The 23,376-nt window shown below is 64.9% G+C and carries 19 protein-coding genes and 1 pseudogene; 8 read left to right on the top strand and 12 right to left on the bottom strand.

Annotated features, from left to right (window positions below):
• Positions 1-5: 5 nt before the first annotated feature.
• The 11 genes from PX653_RS21685 to PX653_RS21635 form a co-directional block, all read right to left on the bottom strand.
• Complete coding sequence (locus PX653_RS21685) at positions 6-1,346, bottom strand: TadA family conjugal transfer-associated ATPase (RefSeq protein ID WP_277414776.1); 1,341 nt, start codon at positions 1,344-1,346, stop codon at positions 6-8.
• A gap of 11 nt (positions 1,347-1,357) precedes the next feature.
• Positions 1,358-2,530: a CpaE/TadZ family protein gene (locus PX653_RS21680; RefSeq protein ID WP_277414775.1), complete on the bottom strand. Its 1,173-nt coding sequence runs from the start codon at positions 2,528-2,530 to the stop codon at positions 1,358-1,360.
• Positions 2,531-2,540: 10 nt separating this feature from the next.
• Positions 2,541-2,789 carry a hypothetical protein gene (locus PX653_RS21675; protein WP_277414774.1) on the bottom strand — a complete coding sequence of 83 codons (249 nt, stop codon included), beginning with the start codon at positions 2,787-2,789 and terminating at the stop codon, positions 2,541-2,543.
• Positions 2,786-4,216, bottom strand: coding sequence for a type II and III secretion system protein family protein (locus PX653_RS21670; RefSeq protein WP_277414773.1), 1,431 nt, complete (start codon positions 4,214-4,216; stop codon positions 2,786-2,788). Before PX653_RS21670 ends, PX653_RS21675 begins: the two co-directional genes overlap by 4 nt.
• The gene (gene cpaB, locus PX653_RS21665) at positions 4,213-5,073 is read right to left on the bottom strand and encodes a Flp pilus assembly protein CpaB (protein WP_277414772.1); all 861 of its coding nucleotides are present in this window, start codon (positions 5,071-5,073) and stop codon (positions 4,213-4,215) included. The genes PX653_RS21670 and cpaB overlap by 4 nt, the downstream gene beginning before the upstream one ends.
• On the bottom strand, positions 5,066-6,412 hold the full coding sequence (locus PX653_RS21660; RefSeq protein WP_277418634.1) for a DUF8689 domain-containing protein: 1,347 nt from the start codon (positions 6,410-6,412) through the stop codon (positions 5,066-5,068). Before PX653_RS21660 ends, cpaB begins: the two co-directional genes overlap by 8 nt.
• Before the next feature lie 5 nt (positions 6,413-6,417).
• Positions 6,418-6,981 (bottom strand): A24 family peptidase, encoded by a 564-nt coding sequence (locus tag PX653_RS21655; RefSeq protein WP_277414771.1) that lies wholly within the window; start codon positions 6,979-6,981, stop codon positions 6,418-6,420.
• Between the two features lie 85 nt (positions 6,982-7,066).
• Positions 7,067-7,249, bottom strand: a complete 183-nt coding sequence (locus PX653_RS21650; protein WP_277414770.1) for a Flp family type IVb pilin — start codon at positions 7,247-7,249, stop codon at positions 7,067-7,069.
• 34 nt (positions 7,250-7,283) lie between these two features.
• Positions 7,284-7,421: a hypothetical protein gene (locus tag PX653_RS21645; protein WP_277414769.1), complete on the bottom strand. Its 138-nt coding sequence runs from the start codon at positions 7,419-7,421 to the stop codon at positions 7,284-7,286.
• 217 nt (positions 7,422-7,638) lie between these two features.
• Complete coding sequence (locus tag PX653_RS21640; RefSeq protein ID WP_277414768.1) at positions 7,639-8,295, bottom strand: response regulator; 657 nt, start codon at positions 8,293-8,295, stop codon at positions 7,639-7,641.
• 18 nt (positions 8,296-8,313) lie between these two features.
• The gene (locus tag PX653_RS21635; protein WP_277414767.1) at positions 8,314-9,963 is read right to left on the bottom strand and encodes a sensor histidine kinase; all 1,650 of its coding nucleotides are present in this window, start codon (positions 9,961-9,963) and stop codon (positions 8,314-8,316) included.
• A gap of 103 nt (positions 9,964-10,066) precedes the next feature.
• Between PX653_RS21635 and PX653_RS21630 the strand changes: the two genes are divergently transcribed.
• The 4 genes from PX653_RS21630 to PX653_RS21615 all read left to right on the top strand — a co-directional run bounded on the left by PX653_RS21630 (position 10,067) and on the right by PX653_RS21615 (position 15,599).
• A complete protein-coding gene (locus PX653_RS21630) occupies positions 10,067-10,591 on the top strand; it encodes a TadE/TadG family type IV pilus assembly protein (protein WP_307730795.1) in 525 nt (174 codons plus the stop codon).
• Positions 10,588-11,190 (top strand): TadE/TadG family type IV pilus assembly protein, encoded by a 603-nt coding sequence (locus tag PX653_RS21625; protein WP_277414765.1) that lies wholly within the window; start codon positions 10,588-10,590, stop codon positions 11,188-11,190. The genes PX653_RS21630 and PX653_RS21625 overlap by 4 nt, the downstream gene beginning before the upstream one ends.
• Positions 11,190-12,527, top strand: coding sequence for a vWA domain-containing protein (locus PX653_RS21620; protein ID WP_277414764.1), 1,338 nt, complete (start codon positions 11,190-11,192; stop codon positions 12,525-12,527). The genes PX653_RS21625 and PX653_RS21620 overlap by 1 nt, the downstream gene beginning before the upstream one ends.
• A 432-nt stretch (positions 12,528-12,959) precedes the next feature.
• On the top strand, positions 12,960-15,599 hold the full coding sequence (locus tag PX653_RS21615; protein ID WP_277414763.1) for a TonB-dependent receptor: 2,640 nt from the start codon (positions 12,960-12,962) through the stop codon (positions 15,597-15,599).
• A 57-nt stretch (positions 15,600-15,656) separates the two neighbouring features.
• Here PX653_RS21615 and PX653_RS21610 read toward each other — a convergent pair whose 3' ends face one another.
• Positions 15,657-15,857, bottom strand: a complete 201-nt coding sequence (locus tag PX653_RS21610) for a hypothetical protein (protein ID WP_277418633.1) — start codon at positions 15,855-15,857, stop codon at positions 15,657-15,659.
• A 24-nt stretch (positions 15,858-15,881) separates the two neighbouring features.
• On the opposite strand from PX653_RS21610, the pseudogene PX653_RS21605 reads away from it, so the two are divergent.
• From PX653_RS21605 to PX653_RS21590, 4 genes and pseudogenes are all read left to right on the top strand, one after another.
• Positions 15,882-16,168 (top strand): annotated as a pseudogene (locus PX653_RS21605) (O-methyltransferase); the annotation flags it as partial.
• A gap of 243 nt (positions 16,169-16,411) precedes the next feature.
• Positions 16,412-19,243: a type VI secretion system Vgr family protein gene (locus tag PX653_RS21600; RefSeq protein WP_277414762.1), complete on the top strand. Its 2,832-nt coding sequence runs from the start codon at positions 16,412-16,414 to the stop codon at positions 19,241-19,243.
• A gap of 21 nt (positions 19,244-19,264) precedes the next feature.
• The gene (locus PX653_RS21595; RefSeq protein ID WP_277414761.1) at positions 19,265-21,529 is read left to right on the top strand and encodes a T6SS effector phospholipase Tle3 domain-containing protein; all 2,265 of its coding nucleotides are present in this window, start codon (positions 19,265-19,267) and stop codon (positions 21,527-21,529) included.
• Positions 21,530-21,549: 20 nt separating this feature from the next.
• The gene (locus PX653_RS21590; RefSeq protein WP_277414760.1) at positions 21,550-23,364 is read left to right on the top strand and encodes a type VI lipase adapter Tla3 domain-containing protein; all 1,815 of its coding nucleotides are present in this window, start codon (positions 21,550-21,552) and stop codon (positions 23,362-23,364) included.
• Positions 23,365-23,376: the final 12 nt, after the last annotated feature.

The following is a 23,376-nucleotide window of genomic DNA, read 5'->3' as shown; positions in this document are numbered from 1 at the left end:
TGGCCTCAGCGCGGTTCGAAGATCTGCGCCGGCAGCGTGATGCCGAACGTGCGCAGGCGCTCGGCAAAGCGCGGCCGCACGCCGCTGGCGCTGAAGTGGCCCTGCACCGTGCCGTCTTCCGCCACGCCGGTCTGCTTGTAGGCGAAGATTTCCTGCATCGTGATGACGTCGCCCTCCATGCCCGTTACTTCCGAGATCGACAGCACCTTGCGCTTGCCGTCGGTCAGGCGCGAGACCTGCACGACGACGCCCACGGCCGAGCTGATCTGCTGGCGAATCGCCCGCGCCGGCAGCGTCGCCGCCGCCATCGTCACCATGTTTTCCAGGCGCGTCAGCGCGTCGCGCGGCGTGTTGGCGTGGATCGTCGCCATCGACCCCTCGTGGCCTGTGTTCATCGCGCCCAGCATGTCCATTGCCTCGGCGCCGCGCACCTCGCCCAGGATGATGCGATCGGGCCGCATCCGCAGCGCATTGCGCACCAGCGCGCGCTGCGTCACCTCGCCCTTGCCTTCAATATTGGGCGGCCGCGTTTCCAGGCGCACCACGTGCGGCTGCTGCAGTTGCAGCTCGGCCGCGTCTTCCACCGTGACGATGCGCTCGGTCTGGTTGATGAAGCCGGAAATCACGTTCAGCATCGTCGTCTTGCCGCTGCCGGTACCGCCCGAGATCAGGATGTTGACCTTGGCCTTGCCGAGTCCTTGCAGCACCTCGGCCATGTCGGCCGTCACGCTGCCGTACGAGACCAGGTCGGCCAGGCGCAGCGGGTCCGCCGAGAAGCGCCGGATCGACATCACGGGGCCATCGATCGCCAGCGGCGGGATGATCGCATTGACGCGCGAGCCGTCCGGCAGGCGCGCGTCGACCATCGGGCTCGATTCGTCGATGCGGCGACCCACGCGCGAGACGATCTTGTCGATGATCTTCATCAGGTGGGCGTCGTCCGTGAACGTGACGTCGGTCAGTTCCAGCTTGCCGCGCCGCTCCACGTAGACCTGCTTGTGCGTGTTGACGAGGATGTCCGACACCGTCGGGTCTTCCAGCAGCGGCTCCAGCGGGCCGAAGCCCAGCATCTCGTTCTGGATGTCGCGCGTCAGCGTCTTGCGCTCGGCGTCGTTGATGACGACCATTTCCTCTTCGAGGAGGCGCTCGACCAGCAGGCGCAGCTCCTGGCGGATCTGGTCCGGCGTCAGGCGCTGCATGCTTTCCAGGTCGACGCGGTCCAGCAGCGCCTCGTGGATGCGGCTTTTGAGCTGGTGGTAGGCGCGGTTGTCGATCGGGCCGCGTTGGGCGGTCGGGCGCGGCGTGCCGCTGGACAGGCGTTCGCGCAGGGAAGTAGGCATGTTCATCGTCGGTCTCGTCAGGCGGCGCGGCGCTTGAACAGCCGCGTCATCAGGCTGGCCGCTTCCTGCGGCGCCGCTTCGCCCGTCAGGCCGCGCGCCATGTCCTGCAGGGCCACGCTGAGCGGGCTGTCCGGCATCAGGCGCGTGACGGGCACGCCCTGGTTGACGGACTTCGCGGCCGCGTCGTAATGGTTCGGCATCGTGCGCAGGATCGTCGTGTCGAACGCTTCCTCCAGGTCGCGCAGGCGGATGTCGCTGTTCTTGTCGTGGCGGTTGACGATCAGTTCGACCTTGTCCTTGCCGTAGTCGAGGTTGCGGAACACCGTCAGCAGGCGCTTGCCGTCGCGGATGTACGGCAACGTCATTTGCAGCACCGGGTAGATCGTGTCCGCATGATCGAGCGCGCGGATGCTGACGGGGTCCAGGCTACGGCCCACGTCCAGCACGATGAAGTCGTACTGGCGGCGCGCCAGCTTGACGATCGCGTCGATGTGCTCGGGTTTCACGTCGCTGGCGTGGGCCGGGTCGGACGGTGCCGCCAGCACGCTGTAGGTCGGCGTGACGGCCACCATGCTGGAGGCCAGGAACGACGGGTCCAGGCGGTGGATCTGCGTGGCCACGTCCGACAGCGTCGCCAGCGGCTTGATGTCGGAAACGAACAACGACGCGTCGCCGAACTGCAGGTTCATGTCGATCAGCGCCACGCGCTTGCTGCCGCCGGCCGACAGGGCATAGGCCAGGTTCGTGGCCAGGAACGTGGAGCCGCTGCCGCCCTTGCACGAGATGAAGGCCAGCACCTTGCCGTTGGCGCCGCCCTGGTTGCCCAGCTTCTCGGCGATGCGGTCCAGCGCCTGCGCCAGCGCGGCTGCGGAAGGCGCCGCCGGCAGCACCTCGCGCACGCCCGCGCGCATGGCGCGCAGCAGGAACTCCTGCGTCTGGTCGCCCGAGAGCACGACGAACGCCATGCGCGGGAACAGATGGCCCAGGCGCTCGAGCTGCTCCAGCTCTCCTTCGTCGGCGCGCGGCTGGTCGACGACCAGCACGTCCGGCACGGCGTCGTCGGCCAGCGTCGTCAGGCGCGACGGGCTGCCGGCGATCATGTCGACTTCGTCGGCACCGGGGCGGTTGCGCAGGGTGCGCGCCAGCTCGATCAGGTGGCGGTCGTCGCGGGACAGGACGGCGATTTTCACGATGCTCTCCTTACTTCTTGCCGAACGTGGGACTGTCCGCCTGCGCGGCCGGCGTCACGTACGAACGCTCATAACGCGCCTGCGCGGCGACGGCGGCCACGCCGTCCATGCCGGTCGCGCGCTGCGGTTGCGGCGGCACGATCTGGGCCGCCATGATGGCGTTGACGGTGCTGCCGGAAGCGGCGCGGGTGGGCGGCGCGCAGCCCGTCAGCGTGGCCAGTGCGCCGGCCAGCAGGGCGATGAAGAGGGCGCGGTTCATGGCTTGTCCTTCTTGTTGTCGGGTTGCTGGAAGCCTTCATGGCGCCCGCCGATGAAGAACATGCCAGGTGTCGGCTGGACGTAGTCGTCGGTCGGCAGGCGCGGTTTGTCCTGCAGCGGCTTGGCCAGGTGCGGCGTGACGATGAAGACCAGTTCCGTGCGGTCGTTCTGGAAGTCGCTGCTGCGGAACAGCGTGCCCAGTACGGGCACGTCGCCCAGGAACGGGAAGCGCTTGATGTTGCTGGTGACGTTGTTGCGGATCAGGCCACCGATGGCGAAGCTCTGGCCGTCCTGCAGCTGCACGGTCGTGGTGGCGCGGCGCGTGGTGAACGCGGGCAGGATCGCCGTGGCGGCGTTCGAGCCGCCCGTCGTCGTGATGCCGATGCCTTCGCGGTTCAGTTCCGATACCTCCGGCGCCACGCGCAGGTTGATGCGCCCGCCCGCCAGCACGGTCGGCGTGAATTTCACGGCCACCCCATACTCCTTTTCCTCCAGCGTGATCGTATTCGCGCCCGACGCGGAGTTCTGCGCGACCGGGATGAAGATCTTGCCCCCCGCGAGGAAGCTGGCCTCCTGGCCGCTGATCGCCATCACGGTCGGTTCGGCCAGGATCTTGACGAGACCGTCGCGCTTCTCGCCGTCGATCGTGACGTTACCGACGCTGTTGGCCAGCACGCCCAGCGAACCGGCACCGCCCGACAGCAGGCTGGAGACGATGCCATACGTGCCGCTACTGCCCCTGCTGGTGCGGGACAGGCTGGCGCCCAGCTGGTCCACCAGCGACTTCGAGATCTCGGCGATCTTCACCTCCAGCATGACCTGCTGGGGCGCGGCCACCTGCAGCATGTTCATGACCTTTGCCGCCGCCGGTGTCGCTGCGGCGGGCTGGCCGACACCGCCGGCCGGCGGCGTGCCGGCACCGGTGCTGGCTGCCGCCGTGGCGCTGTCCTGGAACGACGTCGCCAGCGCCACCAGTTGTGCGGCGACGACGGAATCGCTGACCATCCCCGACAGCACTACGGCATTGCCGGAGCTGCCCACGTGGATCTCCTTCTCGGTCGGGAACAGCTGGGCGAACTGTTCGCGCAGCGCTGCCGTATCGAGCTTGACGTCGATGTCGAACACCGTGGAATGGCCGTCCTTGTTGGCGACGATAAGATTGGTCGAGCCGACGCTGCGCGCCACCAGCACGATCTCGCTGGCATTGGGCACGACGACGTTGGCCACTTCCGGCGCGCCGACGGTCACCTGCGATGCGGGCGAGCAGAAACGCTTCAGCACGGACTTGCCGCGCACGAGTTCGAGCCGGCCGGTGGTGCCGCTGCTGCTTTTCAGGTCGATGCAGTCGCGCGCCGGGGCGGCGGCAACGGCCGCGCTGGCGGCGGCGAGCGCGCAGGCAAGTACGGTCTTGTGGGTCAACAGCGTCATGGCATGGCCTTGGAATTGAACGATTGCGGTGCGGCGTCCAGGCCGCGGATCACCATCACGCCTTCGGGCGCGGGTGCGCGCACTGCCGGCGCGGCAGGGCGGGGAGCTGGGGCTGGCATGGGCGCGGGCGTTGGCGCGGCCTTGGCCGGTGGCAGGCCCAGTACCGACTCGCGCGTGGCGCCGGCCGTGTTGGCCGGCTGCGGGTCGACCTGGTTGCGCAACACCAGCGACAGCGAACCGATGCTGCGCGCCAGGTCCAGTTTCTCGACCTGGTCGGGCGTCAGTTCCAGCGTGACGGCGTTGACGACCTTCGGCTTGGTGTCGTCGCGATTCGATTCCTGCGCCACGGCCAGCACGAGGATCCGTTCCAGCACGATCTTCGAGATCGACTGTTCGCGCGTGGCCATGTCGCCGCCGCCCGCCTGCAGGTTGACGAGGATGTCGACGTAGTTGCCGGGCAGGGCGAAGCCGGCCACGCCGACGACATCGTTGACGCGCACCGTCATTGCGCGCTTGCCGGCGGCGACGACGGCGGACAAGCCGCCAGTGGTGCCGGGTGGCGCCAGCTTCGTTTCCAGCACGGCTTCGCCGCGCCCGATATCGGTGCGCGTGACGCGGTTCTCCAGTTGCTTCAGGTCGGAAATGGCACCAGGCGGCAGCGCGCCGGCCGGCCATTCGATCAGCTGGACGTTGTCCTTGCTCAGGCGCACGCCCTGGCCGATGTCGGCGGCGGCGATGGCCACCTTGGCACCGGCGGTGGCGCCCTGTTCGGTCATCCACTTGGCGGCGACCAGTACGGCGGCCAGCGCCAGGAACAGCGCCACGCCGATGATCAGCAATGAGCGGGATTTATGCATCAGTCATTCTCCATCCAGCCGCGGTCGCGGCGGTCCAGGTCCGGGCCGCCATGCTGGCGCCGGCGGCAAAGTAGTTGTCCCATGCCCAGTCGAGCGTGCGGCGGCTCAGCTCGGGCGTGCGGTCTTCATAGCGGGCCAGGTCGCGCAACTGGCGCACCAGGTCGCGCGGGTGGCAGGCCAGCAGCGGAACATCGCGCTGGCGGTGGCAATCGAGCAGGTAGGCAAAAGCGTCGGCGTCGAACGGCACGCCGGCCTGGGCGCAGGCCTGGCGGAACAGCACGCCGTACTCGTCGGCCGTCGCGGGCGGCACTTCGATCTTGTAGCCCAGCCGGCGCAGGAAGGCGCCATCGGACAGGCGGTGCGGCACAAAGTTCGACGAGAACACGACGATCACGTCGAACGGCACCTGGAACGTGTGGCCCGTATGCAGCGTCAGGTAGTCGACATTGCGGTCCATCGGTACGATCCAGCGGTTCATCAGCGCCTCGGGCGAGCAGCGCTGGCGCCCCAGGTCGTCGATGATGAAGATGCCGTTGTTCGATTTCAGGTGCGGCGGCGCCTGGTACAGGCGCGTGTGCGGGTCGAAGTGCAGGTCCAGCATGTCGAGCGTCAGTTCACCGCCGGCCAGCGCGGCGGGACGGCGCACGCCGCGCACCCAGCGCATGTCGGTGGCCGTGCCGCGGTCGAAGCTGGAGGCGATCGTCACGGTCTCCGCGGCCGGCTGGTGCTGCACGGTGTCGAAGAACGGAATCACTTCGCCATCCACCATCAGCGCATGCGGCACGGCGATGGCGCCGGACAGCAGGTCGCGCAGGCGTTCGGCCAGGTACGTCTTGCCGCTGCCGGCCAGGCCGTGCAGGAACAGCGCGCGGCCGGAATTCATCGCCGCGCCCAGTTGCGCCAGCACGCGCGGGTTGACGACGGTGCCGTCGAAGACCTCGCCCATGCGCGTGCGCGTGACGTGGACGTTGGCCACGCTCTGGCACTGCACCTGGGTGGTGTAGGCGGCCAGCGTCACCGGCGCCGGGCCGGCGTAGGCATTGCGCGCCAGCGCGGCGGCGGCGCGCTGGCGCCCGGTTTCCGTCAGCAGGTAGGTGATGTCGGCATCGGTGCCGCTGCTGCCCAGGCGCACGAGCTCGCACAGTTTTTCCGCGCGCATGAAGCCGATCAGCGGATCGATCACGCTGACATTGAGCTTCAAGTGCGATGCCAGTTCCGGCAAGCGCATCTGGCCGCGCTGGTACAGCACCTTGGCCACCAGTTCGGCCAGGAACAGGAAGGGCAGTCCCGTGTCCTCGACGGTGCGGGGCGCGCGTGCATCGGCGGGCGAGATCAGCATGTGGTTCACAGCGGCAGCTCCCCGACCAGGTGAAGCCACAGCACGCACGGCACCGTACCGGCGGCAATGGCCACGGCGTAGGGCAGGCGACCGCTGGCGGCGGCGGGCAGCGCAATGCCGTCGTTCAGGTGCGTCAGCCCGGCGTGCAGCATCGTCTGGTAGGTGTTGCCAAGCACCTGGCGCAGGCTGCCCTGCCAGGCCGCCACGACCAGCGCCAGCACGCCGCCCGCGAGCAGCGTGGCGATGGCCACGACAAGGATCTGGCCGGCGCCGACGAATGCGCCGACCATGGCCAGCAGCTTGACGTCGCCCGCGCCCATCAGGCGCATGGCGTACATCGGCATCAGGAAGGCCAGGCCGAGGGCCCAGCCGCCCAGGGCGGACAGCAGTCCCAGGCTGCCCATCGGTGTGCCGAACAGGCCGTCCCCCGCCGGCAGCAGCGCGTGCAACGCCAGCGCCAGCAGCGCGCCGGGGAATACGACAGCGTTCGGGATGCGGCGCGCGCGCACGTCGTGCCAGACCGCGAGGGCCAGCAGCACGAACAGCAGCGAGAGGGGAAGCAGTGTCACGGCAGACTCCGGGAAAATAAAAATCCGGAACGGGCGGACCCGGTTCCGGATTGCGGCGCGCCATGGTGGCGGGCCATGGGGACCATCAGGTCGTTGCTGGAGCAGCGCCGGTCAGGGCCGTCTTCAGGTTCTGGAAGATCTTGTTGATGTCGCTGCCCAGCGCCTTGACAGCGACGCCGATCACGGCGGCGATCAGTGCAGCGATCAGTGCGTATTCGATGGCGGTGACGCCGTCTTCTTCACGGAGGAAGTTTTTGATGAAGGTCATGGAGGTCCTTTGTTGAGGGTGGTGAGTCGATTGGCTATGCGCTCGTCCATGCGGCCAGTACCGCGATGAAGCCGACGACAACGACCAGGAGGCTCAGCACCACGTGCGGCATCGTCGAACTTCCCGTGCGTTCGTACTGCTGCTGTTCCGGGAAATCTTCGTTGTCGTACACGTGCGCTCCTGTCCTTGTCGCGCCGCATGAAGGAATGCGCAGCGCATGAACAGCATCGTACGCACCGGGACCGTGTTGCACATCCGTCAAACCTCCCCTTTTGCCTGGGACCTTGCGCCCTGCCGGCATGGGACATATGTCCTACGCCTCAGCTCGTGTCCCACTTTGGTGACTGACCCCGCGGTGGGACACGGACACGTGCGTAGTTGGACGGGAATCAGGTGCCGAGGTGGTGGCGGGTGGCGTAGACGTACAGTTCGAGGCGGTTCGCGACGTCCAGCTTCTGGTAGATGGCGGTGAGGTGGTTGCGCAGCGTGCGCTCGGAGATGCAGGCGCGCTCCGCCAGGTCCTTGTTGAGGGCGCCCTTGCCTTGCACGATCATGCCGATCACCTCGCGTTCGCGGGCCGTCAGCGCGGCGATGCGCTGCGCTTCCGGGTCGGCTTTCGGTGCGGGCGCGACGAGCTGGCCCAGCAGCGCCTGCATCAGCGACTGGTCCAGCCACAGCTCGCCGCCATGCACCTTGCGCACGGCGGCCAGCACGTCTTCCGTCGCCGCCTCCTTGCTGACGACGCCGCGCGCGCCCAGCTTGACGGCGGCCGTCAGCGTGGCCTGGTCGCGGTTGGCGGACAGGATCACGGCCCGCGTGCCGCCGTTCGACAGCAGCGCCGGCAGGATGTCGAGCGAGCTGCTGCCCTTCAGATCCAGGTCGAGCAGGATGACGTCCGGCTTCAGGCTGGCGCACAGGGCCGTGGCTTCCTCCGGTGTGCTGGCACTGCCCACGAGGGTCAGCGCGGGCGCCTCGGCCTGGATCAGGCGCTCGAGGCCCCACAGCATGGTCTTGTGGTCGTCCACCAGCATGATGCGGATCGTCATGGTCTCTCTATTCTTGGATCAGATGGGAATGCGGATGCGCAGCAAGGTCTGCTGCGCGGTCGGTTGCACGGCCAGGCTGCCGCCCAGCGCCTGGACGCGCTCGGCGATCGACAGCGGCATGAACGCCGCGGCCGGGCCCCGTTCGTCGGCCGGGTTGGCGATATCGACCGCCAGCAGGCCGGCCTCCTGCGCCAGCCGCACGTCGGCCGTGCGCACGCGCGTGTGCTTGCGGATATTGCTGATGCCTTCCGTGACGATCTGGAACACCTCGGCCGCCATGCGGTCGCTGATCGTCAGGCTGCTTTCGTGCGACACCACCACGTCCAGGTCGTAGAACGAGCGCACCTGCGCGGCCTGGCGCCGCAGCGCGATCAGCAGCTCGGGCTCTTCCTGGCGGCCATTGCGGAAGCTCTGGGCAAACTGGCGCATGTCGCCGATGACTTCCGTGCACATCGACAGCAGCCGGTCCAGGTCGGCCGCGACCACGTTGTCGTCACCCGCTTGCTGGCGGATCGCCGCCACGGCATGGCGCAGCCCGATATACGGCTGGATTGTGCTGTCGTGCAAGTCGCGGGCGATCTTCTGGCGCTCGCGAAACGCCGCGTCGGAGGCAAGGCGGTCCAGCAGGTCGATCGTCTCGATGACGGGGAACGCCTGCTGCACGATATGGTTCAGGAACGTGGCGTCCGGCCGGCGCAGGCGCTCGCCGGAGGTGACGAAGATGCGGCCCATCCCCTTGCGCAGCGGCAGGGCGGCGCTGATGAACCAGCCCGTGTCGAGCAGGTCGGCGATGCCGCTGCAGCCGGCCGGGTCGATGTCGCGCCACTGGCCGTCCGTCGTCACCACCTGGGCGGCGGGAACGTCGTACGGCACCAGCGCGCGTGTGACGCCGCGGTACAGCACCGTAACGCCGGCAGCGAAGTCCAGCAGCGGCTGGACGGTGGCATCCGACACGTTGTTGTGGCTGATGGCGCGGCCCGTGGCAGGATGGTGCACCGTGTTCAGCACCCAGCGCCCGTTGGCATCCTGCATCAGCAGCACGCAGGTGGCGCCGCCGTAGAACACGAGGATCTTTTCCATCAGCGAGTCGAGCGTGTGCTGCACGCCGAAGCGGGGATTGGAGAGGCGGCTGACGTCGCGCAGCAGGGCCAGCCGGCGGCGCTGGTCGACGGCCAGGCCGCCCCAGAACGCGATCATGTAGCCCAGCGCCAGCACGAAGGTGATGCGCAACAACAGCAGCTGCAGGTTCTGCAGGCCATGGACGCAGACCGACGCCAGGGCCAGCGTCACGGCCGAGCCCAGCGTCAGCCGGGCGCCCGCGTCGAAGCCGCGCCGGAACGACGTGGCCAGGATCGCAAAGAAGAAGAACGTGAAGAACGGGCTGCGCGCGCCGCCCGTGGCGAACGTCATCAGGCCATACCAGCCCACGTCGACCCAGTAGATGACGGGGCCGTGCCAGAAACCCGCGCGCGAGCGCGCCACCGCCAGCAGCACGACGCTGTGCAGTGCGTACGCGTCGAACATCAGCCAGGCCCACGGATTGAACAGGCGCACGCCGTCGCCCGCCACGTACAGGGTCAGCAGCGCCGAGATGGCCAGCAGCAGGCGCATGCCGAACACCATCGCCGCCTCGGCATCGGGCGTCGCGGGCAATGCGCGCGTCGGCACGATACCTTGAAACCAACTGGTCGTTGTTGCCGACCGACACCGGCGGTAGATCGTGGATGCAGCGCGTTTTAAAAGCATACAGCAATGATTGTTGCAATGTAGAATGTCAACATCTTACTGTATGTCCTGCACAAAACGCTCCAATGTTGTCTTAACGATGATACCTTCGGTCACTCGCCGTCAATCCGGCGCCACACTCGTCGAAATGGCGATCGTCGCACCCGTTTTCCTGCTGGTGTTGCTGGCGCTGGTCGAGCTGAGCCTGATGTTTTTCACAACGTTGACGATGCAGTATGCGGTGCGCGAAGGCGCCCGTTATGCGGTGACGGGCCAGACCAACCTCGACCCGAGCACCGGTAGCCAGCAGCGCTACGCGGCGGTCATCGCCAAGATGCGCGACAGCTCGCTGGGCATGTACGACAAGCTCAGCCCGGTCATCTCCGTCAACGGTACCTCCTATTCCACGAGCACGTACAGCAGCGGCATGTTCGGCACCGCCGGCAGCATCATCGTCATCAAGCTCGACTGCAATTGGAAGGTGACGACGCCGCTGCTGTCGCAGTTCTTCGCGGATGGCAAATACAAGTTTGCCGTCGCGGTCACCATGCGCAACGAGTTCTTCCAATGACGGCCCTTCGCCAGCGCGGCATCGCCGCCGTCGAATTCGCCCTCCTGCTGCCATTCCTGCTGTTCCTGCTGTTCGGCGTGATCGACGGCGCCCGCGCACTGCAGGCCAATTTCATCGTCGTCAACCTGAGCCGCGAAGGGGCCAACCTGGTCGCGCGGGGCAATACCCAGCTGGAGACGAACAGCCAGGACATCCTCTACGCGCTGATGGCCAGCGCGCCGCCGCTGAACGTGAACCAGCGCGGCATGGTGTACATCACCCGCGTGATGGGCGTGAAGACCAGCACCGGCACGCGCAGTGTCGTGCTGGACCAGTACCGTTGGGACGATCCCGCCCGCGGCCTCGGCTACAGCCGCAACAAATATGCGCCGGCCAGCAGGGTGTACGGCTGCGTCAGCTGGACCGGTCCCTCATGCACCGCCATCACGACAGCCACGCGCCCGGGTGTGAACATCATGAACGGCCAGCTGGACGATGGTGAAGTGGTCCACGTCGTCGAAACGTTTTACCAATACGACATGCTGATGACGAACTTCTCGATCGGCGCGCTGGCCCTGCCCACCTTCGGGCCCGACCTGTATTCGATGACGATCTTCTGATGATGCCCACCTCCCTTCACCGCCAGCGCGGCGCCGTCGCGATCATGGTAGCCGTTGCGCTGCTGCTGCTGCTGTCCGTCGTCGGCCTGGTGCTCGACGGCGGGCTGGCCTACATGGTCAAGGCGCGGTTGAATGCGGCGGTGGACTCCGCGGCGCTGGCCGGTGCCCGCGCGGTCACGAGCGGCAATACGCCCGAGCAGCAGATCGCCAGTGCCAACGAGGCAATCGAACAATTCTTCGCGGCCAATATCGCCGACAACTACCTGCTGTCGAAGCCGCACATCACCAGCAAGACCGTGCAGTTCAACAACGGCGAGGTCGTTGTCGACGTGCATGCGGAAGCACCGATGTCTGTATCGTTGATGGGCGTGCTGGGCTTTACCGAGCTGATGCCCGCCGCGCATGCGCAGACGATCCGGCGCGATCTGGACATGGCGTTTGTGGTCGATACTTCGGGTTCGCTGTACGGGTCGCGCGCGGCTGTACGCACGGCCGCCAAGAGCTTCCTCAACAGGTTCAACGTGTCGCAGGACCGCGTGGGATTGATGCACTTCGCCTATGGCGCGGAAATCGACAAACCCATCAGGACGTCCGCGCGCGGCTTCGAGCGGACGTCCATGTTCAGCAAGATCGACGGTTACAGTTTTACCGGCAGCACTGCCGCGGTGGAAGGCATGTGGCACGCACGCGATCAGCTGAACGGCATTCCCGAAAAAAACCGCTCGGTCCTGCGCGTGATCGTGTTCTTTTCCGATGGCGTGCCCAACTCGCTGGGCGCCTACCTGCCGTTCAAGGGCACCAATCATCCTTGCAATTACGTGGCCGGCGTTTTCGACAGCAGCGGTAACGGCTTGTACAGCCTTACGGACAGCGAAGGCACCGAGCTGCCGGGCTGCCAGGTATTGGACGCACAGGGGAATATCCTCGTCAAGAACCTGCCCGACGGCTATAACGCGCACAACGCCTGGAACGTTGCGCACGATCCCAGCAAGCATGAGTTCCAGATCGTCACGAGCAAGCCCCGTGCCGTCACCTCCACCATATCGACGCAAAACATCAGCCGCGCCGCGCGCAACCTGCCGGAGGCCATCGCCGCGCGCGCCCGCGAAGAGGGCATTTTTGTGTTCACGCTTGGCCTGGGAAACGACCTGAAAAAAACCTATGACGGCGAAATCGGCGAAAACGTCCTCAAATGCATGGCCAACGTGGCCGACGGCCCGGCCCGCTGCTACAACCCGGCCAAGCCCGTCGGCATGTACTGCTACGCCGCGACCGAGGCCGACCTGACCCCGTGCTTCTCGCGCCTGGCCTCGGCCATCCTGCGCATCTCGAAATAAGTCGCGGCAGGTCGTACGCTATGACAAAGCCGCATTGTTGCGGCTTTGCTACATAAACCTTCCCTGTTACAACTTTGCACGCCGTCCGCGCCTCGCCATGCGGCCGGTCTGCAAGACGCACGACCGTGCTTTTGTGGCCGGATGCCCGGCACGTCATTCGCTCATCAAAATGAGCATGAAAGCGTCAAGCCGATCAATATTGTGAGCGGAACGCAGGCAAACGTCGAATAAAGTTCGTCGTGACCGCTCTCGGTCCACGGCCGTGAGCAGTGCCCATCACGCCATGTCACACCCCTGTCATACCGTTTTCGATATCGAAAATCCAAAAAAATTGATTGGAATGGTAATCCGCGCGTCAATACCATGGGCCACGAGTCGGGCTCCGGCCGCGACGACCAGCATTCAAACCAATTAAAAACCATCGGAGACAGGATGAAATCGACCGACATCGGGCGTCATGACGCATCTCGACCATTGAAAATGAAGCTGACGGTCGCCGCCCTCGCCGGCGCCGGCTTGCTCAGCAGTGCCTCCGTCTGGGGTCAGGCCGCCCAGGCCATCGCCGACAAGGAAGCCGCCGCCGCAGCGCCGATGAATGCCGTGGTCGTCACCGGCGTGCGCCGCGCCGCGCAGAGCGCCCAGACCATCAAGAAAAATGCCGACGAGGTGATCGACTCGATCGTCGCGGAAGAGGCCGGCAAGTTCCCCGACAAGAACGTCGCCGAGATCCTGGGCCGTGTCACGGGCGTGCAGATCCGCCGCTCCGGCGGCGAGGCGGCGGACGTCGTCATCCGCGGCCTGCCCGGCCTGACCACGCTGCTGAACGGCCGCGAGATCTATACCTCGAACAACCGCAACCTGCACCTGGCGGACATCCCGACCACGATGCTGCAGCGCATCGACGTCTACAAGACGCAGGGCGCCGAGATGGTCGAAGGCGGCACCGCCGGCGTCATCGACGTGCGCACGTCGCGCCCGTTCGACTTCAAGGGTTTCTCCGCCAACGTGGCGGGCCGCGTGGAGAACCGCGACAAGTCCAAGACCAACGATCCGAACGTTGCCGGCATGCTGTCGAACCGCTGGAAAGGCGCCTACGGCGAGTTCGGCGCCCTGCTGGGCCTGTCGTACCAGAAGGGCCATTACCACGACGAGATCACGTGGAACTCGCCACCATCGCAGACGGTGCCGAGCGACCCGAGCATCACCGGTCCCGTCGACCTGGGCCACTCCAGCACGGAAGGCGTGCGCGAACGCTACTCGGCCAACTGGGCCCTGCAATGGCGCCCGAACCGCGACGTCGAACTGTATGCCGAAGGCTGGTCGACCCGCATCGACCACGACCGCCAGTCGCAGTACTTCATCGGCACCTTGATGCTGCCGGCCTACCAGACGCAATACACCCTGTTCCCGGGTACGAAACAGATCGATACGGCGACGTCCACCGGCAACCTGTTCGCGCTGAGCTCGAACCAGACGCCGCGCGAAGACTCGGAAAGCCACCAGGGCGCCATCGGCGCGCGCTGGGACGTCACGCCTGCCCTGCGCGTGACCAGCGAATTCTCGCGCGTGTCCAGCCACTGGCAGCAGAAGTTCCCCATCATGGAACTGAACGCGCACCCGAGCACGATCGTGGGCTCCACCTACGTCAACGGCGGCGCGCGCTTCGACTACCCGGGCTACAACATGATGGACCCGAACAACTACACGCTCGGCGCGCTGATCGACAACTGGCAGGAATCGCGCGGCCAATCGAACGACTGGCGTGCCGATGCCACGTATGACTTCGGCGACGAAAAACTGTTCCGCGAAGCGAGCGTCGGCGTGCGCGTCGCCAAGCGCAAGGCGGCCTACCAGCACGAGAGCCAGAACTTCCTGCCGAACCCGGGCAACCTGCCGGCCGTTAATTCGTTGCCAGGACTGACCTGCCCGTCGATGCCGTTTGCCGGCGACTACGGCATGAACCGCTGGCTGGTCGTCTGCGACGAGTACCAGCACGCCAACATCGACGCGGTCCGCAAGATGTATGGCCGCGACGGCCAGACGGCGCCGGACCCGTACTCGATGTACACCAACAGCGAGGACACCACGGCGTTCTACGGCAAGACCCGCTTCGGCTTCGACGTGGCCGGCGTCAAGATCGATGGCACGGCCGGCGTGCGCGTCGTCAAGACGGAACTGGACGTCAATGGTTTCAGCCTGATCGACAACAAGCAGGTGGCCGTCAATCGCAAGACGTCCGACACGGACGTGCTGCCGAACATCACCTTGAAAGCCTACCTGACCGACAAGCTGGTCGGTCGCTTCAACGCCGGCAAGACGATCCAGCGTCCGGCCTTTGGCGACTTCAACCCGGGTATTTCGCTGGGCGCGACGCCGGACGGCCTGGGCATCTACGGCGGCAACGGCGGCAACCCGGACCTGAAGCCGATCACGGGCAAGAACGCCGACGTGGCGCTGGAATGGTACTTCGCCCCGACCGGCAGCCTGACGGCAACCGTGTTCAAGCACAAGTTCGAGAACTATGTCGTGCGTTCGCTGGCGCTGGAAACCATCGGCGGCCGCCAGTACCGCATGGATCGTCCGCGCAACCTGAACGAGGGCCAGCTGGAAGGCATCGAATTCGGCTATCGCCAGTTCTACGACTTCCTGCCGGGCTGGCTGGGCGGGTTCGGGCTGGAAGCGAACTACACGTACATGAAGGGGCACCTGGTGGATGGCGGCAAGGAAGTGCCGTTCCAGGGCATGTCGAAGAACGCGTACAACGTCAACGTGCTGTACGAGCGCGGCCCGTGGTCCGGCCGCGTGGCCTACAACTACCGCAGCAAGTTCGTCGATACGTTCAACTACCGCACCATCGCCGCGCCGGTCGGCCCGATCGACCTGATCGTCGATCCGATCGAGACGGTGGACGCGTCGATCTCGTACAAGATCAACGACAACATGGGCATCACGCTGGACGTGGAGAACCTGGGTGACCGCACCTACAACGACTACCACGGCATCCCCAGCAACCCGCGCGATATCCGCCGCTATGACCGCGTGATCGGGTTGTCGCTGCGCTGGAAGATGTAACGCGTCTCCTTGTCATGCAACGCGCGCCCGAGGGCGCGCGTTTTTTTTGGCCAGCCGTCAACTGCGCTGCGGCGCGGCCAGGTAAGTGCACAGCATGTCCGCCAGCGCGCCTGCATAGGTGTCGATCTCGGCCGGCGTGCGCGGCGTTCCCGAAAACCGCTTGCCGACGGTGCTGAGCGTGGTCATGACCAGGTCGCCCGCCAGGGTGCGTGCCGCAACGTCGGCAGCGGACAGGGCTGCGGCCATGAACGTCTCGATGGTCCGGCTGGCGGCCGCACGCAGGAAGGCGGCGTTGCCGACCTGGTGAAAATTCGCACGGGCGACGCCCTCGTCACCTTGCGCGACAACCTGCCGGACACGATCGACCTGCTGCTGCTCGACGGCGCCAAGGCGCTGTACGGCGACATCCTGGCACTGCTCGAACCGCGGTTGCGGCCAGGCAGCCTCGTCGTGCCGACAATGCCGACTACAGCCCCGAGTACGTGGCACGGGTGCGGGAACCGGACGGCGGTTATCTGTCGGTGCCGTTTGGTTCGGAGGTGGAGGTGTCCTTGCGGGTGGGCCGCTAGGCAGTGCCGCTAGAGCAGCCGAGCGTCCGTCACATAAATGCCACAGATCTCGCCCATTCCTGAACGTCGGGCAAGCAGAAGGCGCGCCAAGGCCCCGGCTTTGCGGGAACTCATCAACCACTGCAGCGGCACCACCAATAATCGGGCCTTTCGATACCGCCAGCGATCATCGCCGTACCTCCTCCGCCAGCGTAGCGGGAGGTGAGGTGCAATCGTCGGGCACGTGAATTGAAGGGATGACGAATGGCTGACGTCCAGGTGGCACAAGCGTTACAGCGGATCGCAGCGGTGCTTGGTACGCGTGACCGCCCCCTGCAACTGGCGCTCGCGCTGCCGGACGGGATCCGCGACGATGTGCTGCTGCCGCAAAAGATGGTGGGAACGGAAGCGATCAACGGGGGGCTGGCGTACCGGGTATTGTGCGTTGCCGATAATGCCACGCTGCCCTTGAAGGACTTCATTGGCGTGCCTGCCGAACTGCGCGTCGTTACCGATCGAGGCGAGCTGCGGCGCCTCGGGGGCATCGTCACCGAGGCGGCGTCAGGCCAAAGCGATGGCGCTCTCGCGACCTACCAGCTGGTACTGCGCGATGCACTGTCGGTGATGGAAGGCCGCGTCAACACACGGGTATTTCGCAACCTGAGCGAGATTGGCGTCATCAGAAAGCTGGTCACGGAATGGCACCGGTATAACCCGGTACTGCGATCGTCCTTCGAGCTGCAGGTGGATGTGGGGCTCGATGCATCGATCCCGCAACGCGAGTTCATCATGCAGCACAACGAAACCGACGCCGCCTTCGTCCGGCGGCTGCTTGGGCGTCGCGGCATTGCATGGTGCTTCCGCTCTGGACTGGCCGGCAGCGACGGACAAGCCGCCCACGGCCAGGACCGCATAGGGCATACGCTGTTCCTGTTCCAGGAGACGGACCGGCTGCGCGAGAACACGGCAGGTACCGTGCGTTTCCACCGCGACGCGGCAACCGAATTGCGTGACGCCGTTACGGGCTGGAGTGCCGTGCGCACCCTGCAGCCGGGCAGCGTCGCACTGCACAGCTGGGATTACAAAAATGCCGCGGCCGAGCACTTCATGCAAGTGAATGCCAGCTCGCGCGCGGACCAGGGCCAGCACGGGAACGAGCTGGCGGCAGGCCTGGACGAATATATCGTTGCAGCACCTCATCTCGGTGAATCGAATCGTGACCTGGGCGAGTTGGGCGATACAAGAATAGCGCGTCACGAGTTTGAAGCGAAACACTTCAATGGGGAGGGAGGCGTGCGCGATCTCGTCGCAGGAGAATGGTTCAGCCTCACGGGCCATCCCGAGATCGACCTTCACCCGGAGCACGAGCGCCAGTTCGTCGTTACGGCACAGCACGTCGCCACGCAGAACAACCTGCCGGTGGCCATCGGCGCGCGCGTCGAGCGCCTCTTCCATCGCAGCGGCTGGAACAGCGGGGACTACGCGGACTTCCACGACGACGACGGCAAACCGATCCGCTACAGGACACGCTTCACCTGCGTGCGTCGTGGCATTCGTGTCGTTCCGCCGTTTGTGTCGCCGCCGCGGCCGGCATTGCAAACCGCGCTCGTAGTCGGCCCCAGCAGCGAGGAAGTCTGGTGCGACGAACTCGGCCGGGTCAGGATCCGTTTTCCCGCGACCCGCTCCCACGACCATGAGCATGCCAACGGCGCCGGCAGTTCCGATACGGATGCGGACTCGGCCTGGGTAAGGGTCGCATCGAGCTGGGCGGGTAACGGCCCTGGTGGTGCGACGCAATGCGGCACACGCCTGTTGCCGCCCGTCGGTACGGAAGTGCTGGTGGACTTCGCCGGCGGCGATCCGGACAAGCCTGTCATTATCGGCCAGCTCTACAACAGCAATGGCCAGCCCCCTGTATTCCTTGGTGAGGATGCCTTGCCTCGCACGAAATACCAGTCCGGCATCCGCTCGCGCGAGGTGCGCGGCAAGCGTGGCAATCAGGTACGGCTCGACGACACACCAGGCCAGATCAGTGCACAACTGGCCAGCGACCATGGCAATTCGGAATTGAACCTTGGCTACTTGACCGAGCCGCGTCACGATGGCGGCACCGCGCCACGGGGGGAGGGGGCCGAATTACGTAGTGACGAAGCGATCGCGCTGCATGCCGTCAAAGGTATCCTGTTGAGCGCCTGGGCGCTGGTGGGCGGTGCGGGCAGGAAGGGCAAGCAGCTTGCCCGCGACGATTTGCTGGCGCTGCTGCGCGAGAGCAGCGAACTGTGCGCTTCACTGGGCGGGTACGCAGTCGAGCGTAACGGGACAGCACCCGATACCAGGGAGCTGGACGAATTGCTGCTGCGGTTCAAGCAATGGGAACACGGCAGCAATACCGCGGCGGAAGCTGCCGAGCCCGCTGCTCCCGTGATTGGCGTTACCTCGCCGGCCGGGATCGGATTCGCGACCAGCAAAGCCATTGTCAGCTATGCAGCCAAGAACATCGATACCGTGGCCCAGCAGCACCTGCAGATGACCGCCGGACAGCGCTGCACGTTCAACGCCGGTCAAGGTATCTCCCTGTTTGCACAAAACGGCGGCCTTACCGGCATCGCGCACCGCGGCCAACTGCTGCTCCAGAGCCAGCATGACGACACCAACATCAATGCCGCCAAGGACCTGACGCTGACATCCACGGAGGGTACCGCCACGATCTCCGCCAAAGTCATCCTGCTCGTGGCCGAAGATGGCTCGTTCCTGAGACTGGGCGACGGCCCGCCGGTCATCGGCAGCAAGCAGCCGTTGAAATTCCATGCGTCCGACTTCTTGTATGAAGCGCCGGAAACCATGGCCGCCGTCTCCCCGTCGTTTGCCAAGGGTGGCGCCGACCAGAAGCTTGCAGTGCGGTACGCACCGGGAACGCTTCTCGACAACGGCGACCGTCCGGTCGGCGCAGCCGTGAAGGATGCCCGGATCGACCTCTCGCTCAGCGATGGCACCAGTGTGCAGGGGCGCACCGGTAGCGATGGCAAATCCGAACTGATCGAGAGGAATGTGATGCACATGATGGACATCGGGCTGATGCGCGGTGGCGAACAGTAGTTGATCCGGAGGCGACGAACCATGGCGGAATCGAGCAGGAAGAGCTACCCAAAACCCGACTACGTGGCGCGACAGGCCAGCACGGTACTGCAGCACAAGCGCGCGGCCGACAAGGTCATCGAACACCCGCGTGACAAGCCGGGCAATATCATCATCGTGCATGGCGTCAACGATGTCGGCGCCGGCTTCGCCGCCGTGGAAGAGGGCCTGTGTGCCGGTCTGGAGCGCCGCCTGTTCCGCCGCTTCAAGCCAGCGCCGTACACCCTGCCGTCCGACAAGAATGCCGTGGTCGACGATCCGGACGCCGTGTACTTCAAGCGCAAGGTCACGCAAGATACCGACAGCCCCGTCATTCCGTTTTACTGGGGCTTCCGTGAAATCAGCAACCAGACGAAAACCGTCAACGGGCAAAAGACCGACCGCCACGGCAATCGCCTCGACAAGGATTTGTCCAAGGGCGGCGGCCCGTTCGCGAATGCCACCAGTACCTTGCCCGACCTGTGGAACCGCGGCGCGGGGGCACCGGCCGACATCATGGGCGACCCGCTGCGGCCCCTGAAGAATGCGCCGGGCCGTATGTACATGGTGCTTGCCGCGCGCCGCCTGGCGGCCCTGGTGGCGATGATCCGCGACTACGAAGCCACCGACACGGTGACCATCGTCGCGCACAGCCAGGGCTGCCTGTTGAGCCTGATGGCACAGGCCTTCCTGATGGAGCGAGGCGAGCGCACGGCCGATACGCTGATCCTGACCCATCCTCCGTACAGCCTGGACGAGGAATGGAGCCTGGTTGTCGATGCCGCCAGTCTGTTCTCGGGGGGAGAAGACGCCGCCATGGTCGGCCGCTATGACGCCATCGCGGGCTCGCAAAGCCTGCACGGCAGGCTGCAAACGCTGGTCAACATCGTCAAGGGGGTCGCCAAGAGCAAGGCAACGGCTCCCGCGTTCGCGCGGATCAGCGAAGATGCCTGCGGCGGCATGGTCGAGGGCCGCTGGAAGCCGGACGGCGACCGCGACAACCGTGGCAAGGTATATCTCTACTTCAGTCCCGAGGACATGACGGTCGCGCTGGAAAACATGAAAGGCATCGGTTGGCAGGGCATTCCGGACTATATCGCCGGAACGCAGGTCAAGGCGGTGCCGGTACGGCGCCGATACGGCCGCGGCGGCGATTATGAAATCGTGACCCATACCCAAGATAAGCCGGTCCCGGTTACCCGAATGCCCTGGCAGGAGCTGGGGGATAGCATGCGTCAGCGTGTGTTCACCGCGAAGCAGCGGTGGGACCCGGGCACGCGAACAGCGACGCCGGTACTGGTGGGCCTGCCGCCCCATGATTTCGCCTTGCGCATCAAGGGCGAAGACGACCATGCCCACGTCGAGAAAGATGGACGGGGCCTGCGGGCATCGCTGCCGATTGCACGGTGGCCCATCCAGCAGGACGACAAACCCGAAGCGCAGCGGCACGGGATTCGCCGCATCAACGGCGAAGCCCTGCCCAAACTTTGCATGGCGGACATGCGCGGCAATCAGGTCGACGCCGACAAGATTCCCGCCAGCTCCTCGCACGCGGTCCTGAGTGCGGCAAAACGCGGGCCTTGCGAGGAGGTGGATCCGATCACGGCGGCCATCGCGGTCACGACCGACAAAGGCTTTCAATCACATCTCGAGGAGTGTCCCGACCCCACGGGCCGGGTGAGCTATCCGGGCACGCCGCAACCGCTGCTGGCGCACGACGTCAAGCGTATCGAAGCCGACTACAACAAGAAGAAACATCCAGCAGGCGCGGATGAAAACAGCAAGTTCACGATACTGGGTGCGATCCGCCATCCGAACGGCAAGGTGATCGCAACGGTTCGGGAAAGTCCCGATGCCGCGCGACGGCGCTGGCAGCACGAAGTCAGCGGCAAATCCTTCCACAGCGCCATCTTCGACAGCAGCAAGAATCACAGCCAGGTGACGGCGTATGACGTGGCGATCGGCAGCGGCAAGGCTTGTACTGATCCGAATTTTTATGCGTACCTTTGTGCGGTAGCGGACTGGCGGCTGAAGAAACCGGAAAAGCTGAGCGACAAGCCGCGTCAAGGGATCTTGACATGGTCAAAGTTTCAGACACTGTTTGGTCTTTATTTCGACTGCGAACCACAATGGCGTCGTCAACTGATTGAAGGGAACGTCGACTACTACAGTTTCGGGGTGTTACCGAAATGCCTTCCACTTTTGACAGGAAAATTGTTAGACATCGTTGTATCAGAAACTGTCGCAGGACGACACGCTGGGGCGTGAATCTCTGCAAGGGAGAAAACATGAGTGATTCTGAATTCGCGGTTGTTGAACCAATTTCGCGGCCGAAGGGGTGGAAATACCTCGTGGGCGCAACGGCGGGCCTGCTCGTGTTTCTCTCCGTTTCATTTTTGCTCGATGTGGAAGTTGTACACCCTGAAGCAATCAATGGTAACCAGGAGATGATGATGCCCGTGATTCGATGGTTTGCTGTGCCGCTAGCGGCGATCACATTGCTGTTCGGAGCCAGTTGGATAGTTGCCTCCGTCAAGGCCGATGCGCGCCAACGGGTATGGCACGAGAAAAACCTGCAGCTCAAGGCAAATGAAGCGGCGTCAAAGAGTGAGAAAGCACGTCGAGAGTACGTTCTAGAGGTTATCGGCCTCGGTGTCACTGTCGAAAAGTATCGACAGGGGGCGCTCTGGCAAGTTCTGCAGAGTGGCACGCCTTTCACGAGTATTCGTGAGCAGGATCCAAAGAAGTATGAATGGAGTATGTTAGACAAAATCGGTGTCAGTGGCAGTCGAGCCTGTGATGCGCTTGAAAATGGTGCCGAATCCTCGCCGATGTTTTGGGGAGTACCGTCGTTTTATGCAGGCGGGCCGATCAACAATCCTGCTGCACAGCCAAGCGAGCTTTCGCCGGAGCCAGGGCTTGCCGCCAGCGCCGAGGGCACCGGGATGGCTTGGCACTTGTTCGTGACTGGCCCTTGGCAGCTTGGCGAACGCCCTGACCAGTTGCTGGAGGAAATATTCGCGTTTTTCGACGCTCATCCAGACCTTCCCTATGTCGTTCTGACGGCGGAAGATAGCGCAGCTACGCGTGACGCCTTGCGCGATCCCAGCACTGCCTCAATGATCGAAAACGGCTACTACATTCCCGAAATGCCAGACGCGACTGCAGTAATCATATTGGCCCGTCGCGAACGCGTCGAACCACTACGACCGTTTGTGTGGGAAGACCCGGACAATGACTACCTCCAGGAAAACCTGCGCATGATGTACTACGAATTGAAGGAAACCGTACCAACGCGTGAAAAGCTCGCAAATCCGGATAAATTCCACGGTGGTCGTTTGCCCACCGTTGCCGAATGGCTCACCGCCGCGGCCAAATTCGCCAAGCATCCCATCTTCGAAAAAAAGGAACGCGGCATCTCCATGGCCGCCATTGGCCGCTGGTTTGCCTCTCCGCCCAAGGACTGGAAGCCGACACCATGGTTCCCCGTACCCTGGAACCGCAATCAGATGGAAGTTTTCGACCGGCTGCCCTCGCTGGGCTTCATCCACCGCCCCGTATTCGTCAAATACGAAGACGAGCATGGACAGCCGGTCAAGCGCCGCGATGCCCGTCAGAAGATCCTGGAAAAGGGCTGGCAGCAGGCGCTGCAAACCTTGCCCGCATCCGAACGTGCCAAAGGCCCCGTCCGCATCATCGGCGCGTTTGGCGGCAACGTCGAGCAGCACCTCGCTTTCGAGGGAACACTGCACAGCTATGCCGCGCAGGGCGGCCCGGAAATCGACACAAGCAAGACCGCGCAGTTCATCAACACCGACCATCGGTTCGGCAACACCGGCGCGGCGACGTTCTTCGTCCAGATGGCATTGGGCGTCATGGGCAGCGTGATCGAAGGCGGCACCTCGGCTGCCGTCAACCTGCGCGACCCGAACGGCGCCAGCATCGTGTTCATCAGTCCGCCAACGGACGGAAGACGCGAGGCGCAACCAGAGTGGAATCCTTTCAAGCACGAAGTCGCACCTGCCATCGATCCGGAAAACTACAAGCCGCCAACCGTCGGGGAAGTCATGCCGACGCGGGACGCGAGCACGGCAGGGCACTGAAACCGGTATCGG

Source organism: Pseudoduganella chitinolytica, from assembly GCF_029028125.1.
GTDB lineage: Bacteria > Pseudomonadota > Gammaproteobacteria > Burkholderiales > Burkholderiaceae_D > Rugamonas > Rugamonas chitinolytica.
Note: the sequence above shows the minus strand (reverse complement) of the source record. Positions and strands in the feature narration are given on the sequence as shown.